Origin of the sequence: Zhongshania sp. (genome assembly GCF_041584495.1) — a bacterium.
Lineage (GTDB): Bacteria > Pseudomonadota > Gammaproteobacteria > Pseudomonadales > Spongiibacteraceae > Spongiibacter.
Map to the genome: position 1 here is coordinate 1 of NZ_JBFHDY010000163.1, position 5452 is coordinate 5452.

Here is a 5452-nt window from a genome sequence, read left to right on the forward strand (position 1 = left end):
CCAGTGGACATGGCTATTCATCTCGTTGGGCTGCGACTCAGTCAGTGGCAGCCAAGATTGCTTGCACACCTGAAACGCTAAGGACATGGATCAATAAGATTGAGGTTGATTCTGGCACCAAGCCCGGTGTTCGTAGCGATCAATTGAAGCGGCTGGGTATAGAAGGTGTGCGACGCGGTAAAGGCTGTATCACGACAATGCCCGACGAGTCTATAAACCCCACAAGCCGCTGAATTGCGGGGTTTATCGCCTCGTCGAGGGTTCGAACCTCGCTCTGCCACCATTAAAAAACTTGCTGAATCAGTAGTTTTTTCGTCTGAATGTTTTGGTGTGCCATCGGTATACCGAAAAAATTGCCGCCGCTTATCAATTTCATATTCAATCTTGATGCTGCGCTCAAAACTAGATTTCGGGTGCTAAGTTACTGAGTTTTCACGATTACGCTCGTGTAATGTTACACTTCGGAGCTCGACCTTTATGACAGACAGTGCTATTTTTTTTGCCTTTGCTTTCATGCCCTTGCTTCACGTATGGAAGTGTCAAATATTGGTCGAACGCAACTGTTGAACCTATTAGGGACGTAATATGACTAGACGGATGATAATCATGCTCGTACTGAGTACGCTGGTCTTTGGCGGCGTGTTTGGCATGAAGTGGTTCGGCAATAAGGCAATGAATGATTATTTGAATTCGATGCCGCCGCCAGCAGTGACGGTGGCAAGTGCCAATGCCGAAAGAATGCAGTGGCCAAATCAACTCAAGGCGGTCGGTAGTTTGGTGGCTGTCAATGGCGCTGACCTTACTGCGGAAGTCGACGGGGTGGTGACAGCAATTCATTTTGAATCTGGCGATACCGTTAAGCGTGGCGACCTGCTGCTAACGTTGTCTGCGGCAAGTGAAGAGGGTGAGTTAAAGCGTTTGCAAGCTCAGGCTGAACTGAGCGAGTTGAACCGGACGCGTAAGGAGCAGTTATACCGAGGTAAATCGATATCTAAGGCTGAGTTGGATACCGCCGAGGCGGAAACAAATGTTGCTCTTGCGGCGATAGAAGCGCAGAAAGGCCGTTTGGCGCAGAAGGTAGTAAAGGCACCTTTTGGCGGTAAGCTTGGTATTAAACGAGTGAATGTTGGCCAGTATCTGGGCGTGGGCGCTGCGATAGTGACGTTGCAAAAGCTAGATCCTATTAATGTCGATTTCTCGCTGCCAGAACATTATTTGTCATTGCTGGAGCCAGGTCTCGGCGTTTCGGTTATGGTTGATGCTTTTCCAGACCAAACTTTTCAGGGCGAAATTCTTGCGATAGAACCACGTGTTAATCCACAAACTCGGAATTTTGACTTGCGCGCACGTTTAGCTAATCCAACTCAAAGGCTAAAGCCTGGTCTATTCGCTAGCGTTGAGATCACCCTGCCAGGTGATAATGATGTTGTCGTGATCCCTCGCTCAGCAGTGAATTACACCTCTTACGGCGATTCAGTATTTGTTGTCCAACAAAAAAGGGAAACAAAGCAGGTTGACGGCGAGCCCGAAAGGGACTCGGCTGCCGAAGAAGAACTTAATTTAGAGGTAATTCAACGCTTTGTTCGTTTAGGTGAGGCGAGGGGTGATTTTATTTCTGTTATTTCTGGCTTAGAGCCGGGTACCGAAGTGGCAAGCACGGGGTTGTTGAAACTGCGGAATAAACAGTCGGTCGTTATTGATAATAGCAACGCACCGCAGCCGGGGCTGGAGCCCCAGCCCGATGCGGGCTGAAGGCCTCGTTTGCCTGAAGATAAGGTCGCCAGCCCTGCTGGTGTAATGGATTGCTGGCGATAAGCTGAGAGAAATAATGAATTTCACTGATATCTTTATAAAGCGCCCGGTATTGGCGATCGTAGTTAGTTTAGTAATTTTATTATTAGGCTTACGTGCTGGCCAAGATTTGACCGTACGTGAATACCCTGAACTTCAGAATGCGCAGGTCTCGGTAATTGTCGCTTATCCAGGTGCAGAGCCAGCCTTGGTAGAGGGCTTTGTGACGACGCCGCTGGAGCGGGAAATTGCCTCTGCTGACGGCATCGACTTTTTGACTTCAAAGTCGGTGCAGGGTAGTGCGACGATCACCGCAAACCTGCGCTTAGATAAAGACCCAAATGAGGCGCTGACGGAAATATCGGCTAAGGTGTCAAAACTCCGTAACCAGTTGCCCGAAGGATCCGAAGACCCTGTTATCCAGCTGGCGGATAGCAATAGTACCGCTGCCATGTACATCTCTTTTTATTCTGATGCGCTTAACGATAGCCAAATTACTGACTATATCGTGCGGGTGGTTGAGCCGGAACTATCGGCTATTGGCGGCATAGAGAAAGTTAACGTATTGGGGGCCAAAAACTATGCTATGAGAGTTTGGTTAAACCCCGAAAAACTAGTAGCTTATAATTTTAGTGCTAGTGAGGTAGTAGCAGAAATTCGTAAGCAAAACGTGCTATCGGCGGTCGGCCAAACAAATGGCAATTACGTTAAAGTTGGACTGTCGGCCGGAACTGATTTACATCAAGTCGATGAATTTCGAGAAATGGTCTTGCGATCTGACGGCAATACTCTGGTGAAGCTGGGGGATGTCGCCACGGTAACTTTAGGGGCTGACAGCTATGATTATGGCGCATACTGGGATACTAAACCTAGTATTTTTGTTGCTTTGACAGTTCGGCCAAATGCCAATTTGCTGGATGTAATGGCCGAGGTCCGCGAGCATTTGCCCGCTATTTTTGAGGCGTTGCCAGAGGGACTTAACGGTGAATTGAGTTATGACGCTACAGCTTACGTTCGCAGCGCCATTGACGATGTGCAAGCGACTCTGCTTGAAGCCGTCATGATCGTGATTGTGGTTATTTTCTTGTTTTTAGGTTCAATGCGCAGCTCTTTGATACCTGCGGTGACCGTACCTTTGGCGCTCGTTGGTGCCTTATTTTTGATGTTTTTAATGGGTTTCTCCATAAATTTGCTCACGTTATTGGCTATGGTTTTAGCAATTGGTATGGTGGTTGATGACGCGATAATTGTGTTGGAAAATATTCATCGCCATATAGAAGAGGGTATTGAGCCGAATAAAGCGGCTATTATTGGCGCGAGAGAATTAGTCGGTCCCGTTGTTACAATGACGATAACCCTTGTGGCGGTTTACGCTCCGATTGGATTTTTAACGGGAATTACAGGTAAATTATTTACGGAGTTCGCCTTTACTTTGGCGGGAGCTGTGTTGATTTCTGGTGTGATCGCGCTGACGTTAACACCGATGATGTGTGCTAAAATTTTAAAGCGATCCCATAATGGAAGTGAAAATGGAAATCGTCTGGCGAATTTCTTAGATAAAAAATTTGATCTGTGGAGGGACGGCTATCGAGCTCGATTGCATGGCGCGTTAGATCAGCGTCACGTTATCGGTGTTTTCGGATTAATTGTTCTTGTGTCATGTTATTTTTTGTTTGCCTCAAGCCCCTCTGAGCTTGCGCCAGCAGAAGATTTTGGCTTTGCTGGCGCACTCAATGAGGCAGATGGTTACGCGTCTAAGGAATATCTGGGCCGATATTTTATGGCTAACCAAAAGCTCGCCTTGGCGGAGAAAGATGTCGGGCATTTATTTGCCTTTAGTACCAATGAGGGTGGGGGCACTAATACCGCATTTTTTGGCATGATTGCTAAGCCTTGGGCTGAGCGTGATAAAACAATGACCCAGATTGCCAATGATGTGAATGCCAAGGTTAGTCAGTCTGCGGGGGTGCGTACGGCAATATTTCAGCCCCCTGCATTACCAACTCCGGGGCAGGGCTACCCGGTTGAATTTGTCCTTAAATCTATTGCTGATCCACAAACTATGGCGGACGTTGGTAAAGCCGTAGTTGAAAGGGCTATGCAGAGCAATAGGTTCTTTTTTGTCGCACCGGATATGAATATCGACAGACCTGAAACCGTACTGGATATTAATCGTGAGAAAGCGGCGTTATTGGGTATTGATATGAGCGCCTTGAGCGCCGACTTGGCGGCGATGATGGCGGGCGGAGAGGTCAATAAATTTGCTTTTCAAGGGCGGGCTTATAAGGTCATTGCTCAAGTGGAGCGAGAGTCCAGATTAAATCCAGATCAACTTGCCGGCTTCTATACCCGAACTGGCAGTGGTGAGTTAATTCCGCTCTCAACCGTTGTGACGATGCGAGAACGGGTGGTTCCGCGTTTTATTCCCCACGCACAGCAATTAATGTCGAATACCATCGTGGCCGTACCTCGACCGGATATTTCTCAGGGCGAGGCGTTAGCATTGCTTGAAAATATCGCCCGAGAAGAAATGCCTGCGGGTTTTCAAATTGACTATGCGGGATCTTCGCGCCAGTTTAAGCAAGAGGGCTCGGCACTGGTGGCGACTTTCGGCTTTGCGCTCATCATTATTTACTTAGTGCTGGCGGCGCAGTTTGAGTCCTTTCGTGACCCGTTAATTATTTTGGTCACGGTGCCTATGTCGATTTGTGGTGCATTGCTGACCTTGAATATTTTTGCCATGACCAATGGTATGCAGTTAACGAATTTTTCTGGGATGAGTTTGAATATATACACCCAGGTTGGCTTGGTGACCTTGATTGGCGTCATTTCAAAGCACGGAATTTTGATTGTGGATTTTGCGAATCGTATGCAAGAAGAGGGCATGTCTAAGCGTGAAGCGATTGAAGAGGCCAGCTCCATTCGTTTGCGGCCAATTTTAATGACGACGGCCGCATTAGTTGTGGCCATGGTACCTTTGTTATTGGCAACTGGGCCTGGTGCTGCTTCGCGCTTCTCACTGGGTATGGTGATTAGCTCTGGTATGACCATTGGTACCCTGTTCACGTTATTTGTGGTGCCAGCCATGTATATGTACATAGGCCGAGATCATCAGGTGCTTGGGCAGTCTAAGCGGATGGTTGCCGATGAGCTTCACGCTGGCGTATGAGGGATTAGCCGCGTATGATTGCGCGGTTTTTTACGCATCTGGGGATCACCATGATTAAGCACAATAGCTATTTCGACAATAATGTTCAGTCGCTGGGCTTTGCGACAGCAGACAAGCCTGCTTCAGTGGGTGTTATGGCGCCCGGCGAATACCGTTTTAGTACTGACGCCGCTGAACGTATGGAAGTGATTAGTGGTGCGTTGACGGTATTGCTGCCAGGTCAGAGTGAATGGCAAACCTTCGCCGACGGTCAGGGTTTCGATGTACCTGGCAATAACCACTTCGACTTGAAGGTAGTGGTTAATACCGCCTATCTGTGTATATACGGCTAATATTTTACGCTCGCGACTGATTTGAAGAGGGTGTTTTTGAACACCCTTTTTTATGCGTGCGCCAGGCATGGCGCGTAGCGCCGTGACGGGCGCTGTTCCAAACCGCGTGGTGGCGATTGGATGACTTGGTGGTGAGAGTCCACTATCGGCCCGGCAAGGG

General features: G+C 48.3%; 3 protein-coding genes and 1 pseudogene. All 4 read left to right on the forward strand.

Annotated elements, in window-relative coordinates:
- Positions 1-233 (forward strand): annotated as a pseudogene (locus ABYP33_RS17080) (hypothetical protein); the annotation flags it as partial.
- Between the two features lie 373 nt (positions 234-606).
- Complete coding sequence (locus ABYP33_RS17085; RefSeq protein ID WP_373092361.1) at positions 607-1752, forward strand: efflux RND transporter periplasmic adaptor subunit; 1146 nt, start codon at positions 607-609, stop codon at positions 1750-1752.
- A 76-nt stretch (positions 1753-1828) separates the two neighbouring features.
- Positions 1829-4960 (forward strand): efflux RND transporter permease subunit, encoded by a 3132-nt coding sequence (locus ABYP33_RS17090; RefSeq protein WP_373092362.1) that lies wholly within the window; start codon positions 1829-1831, stop codon positions 4958-4960.
- Between the two features lie 50 nt (positions 4961-5010).
- Positions 5011-5292: a pyrimidine/purine nucleoside phosphorylase gene (locus ABYP33_RS17095; protein WP_373092363.1), complete on the forward strand. Its 282-nt coding sequence runs from the start codon at positions 5011-5013 to the stop codon at positions 5290-5292.
- Positions 5293-5452 lie beyond the last annotated feature (160 nt).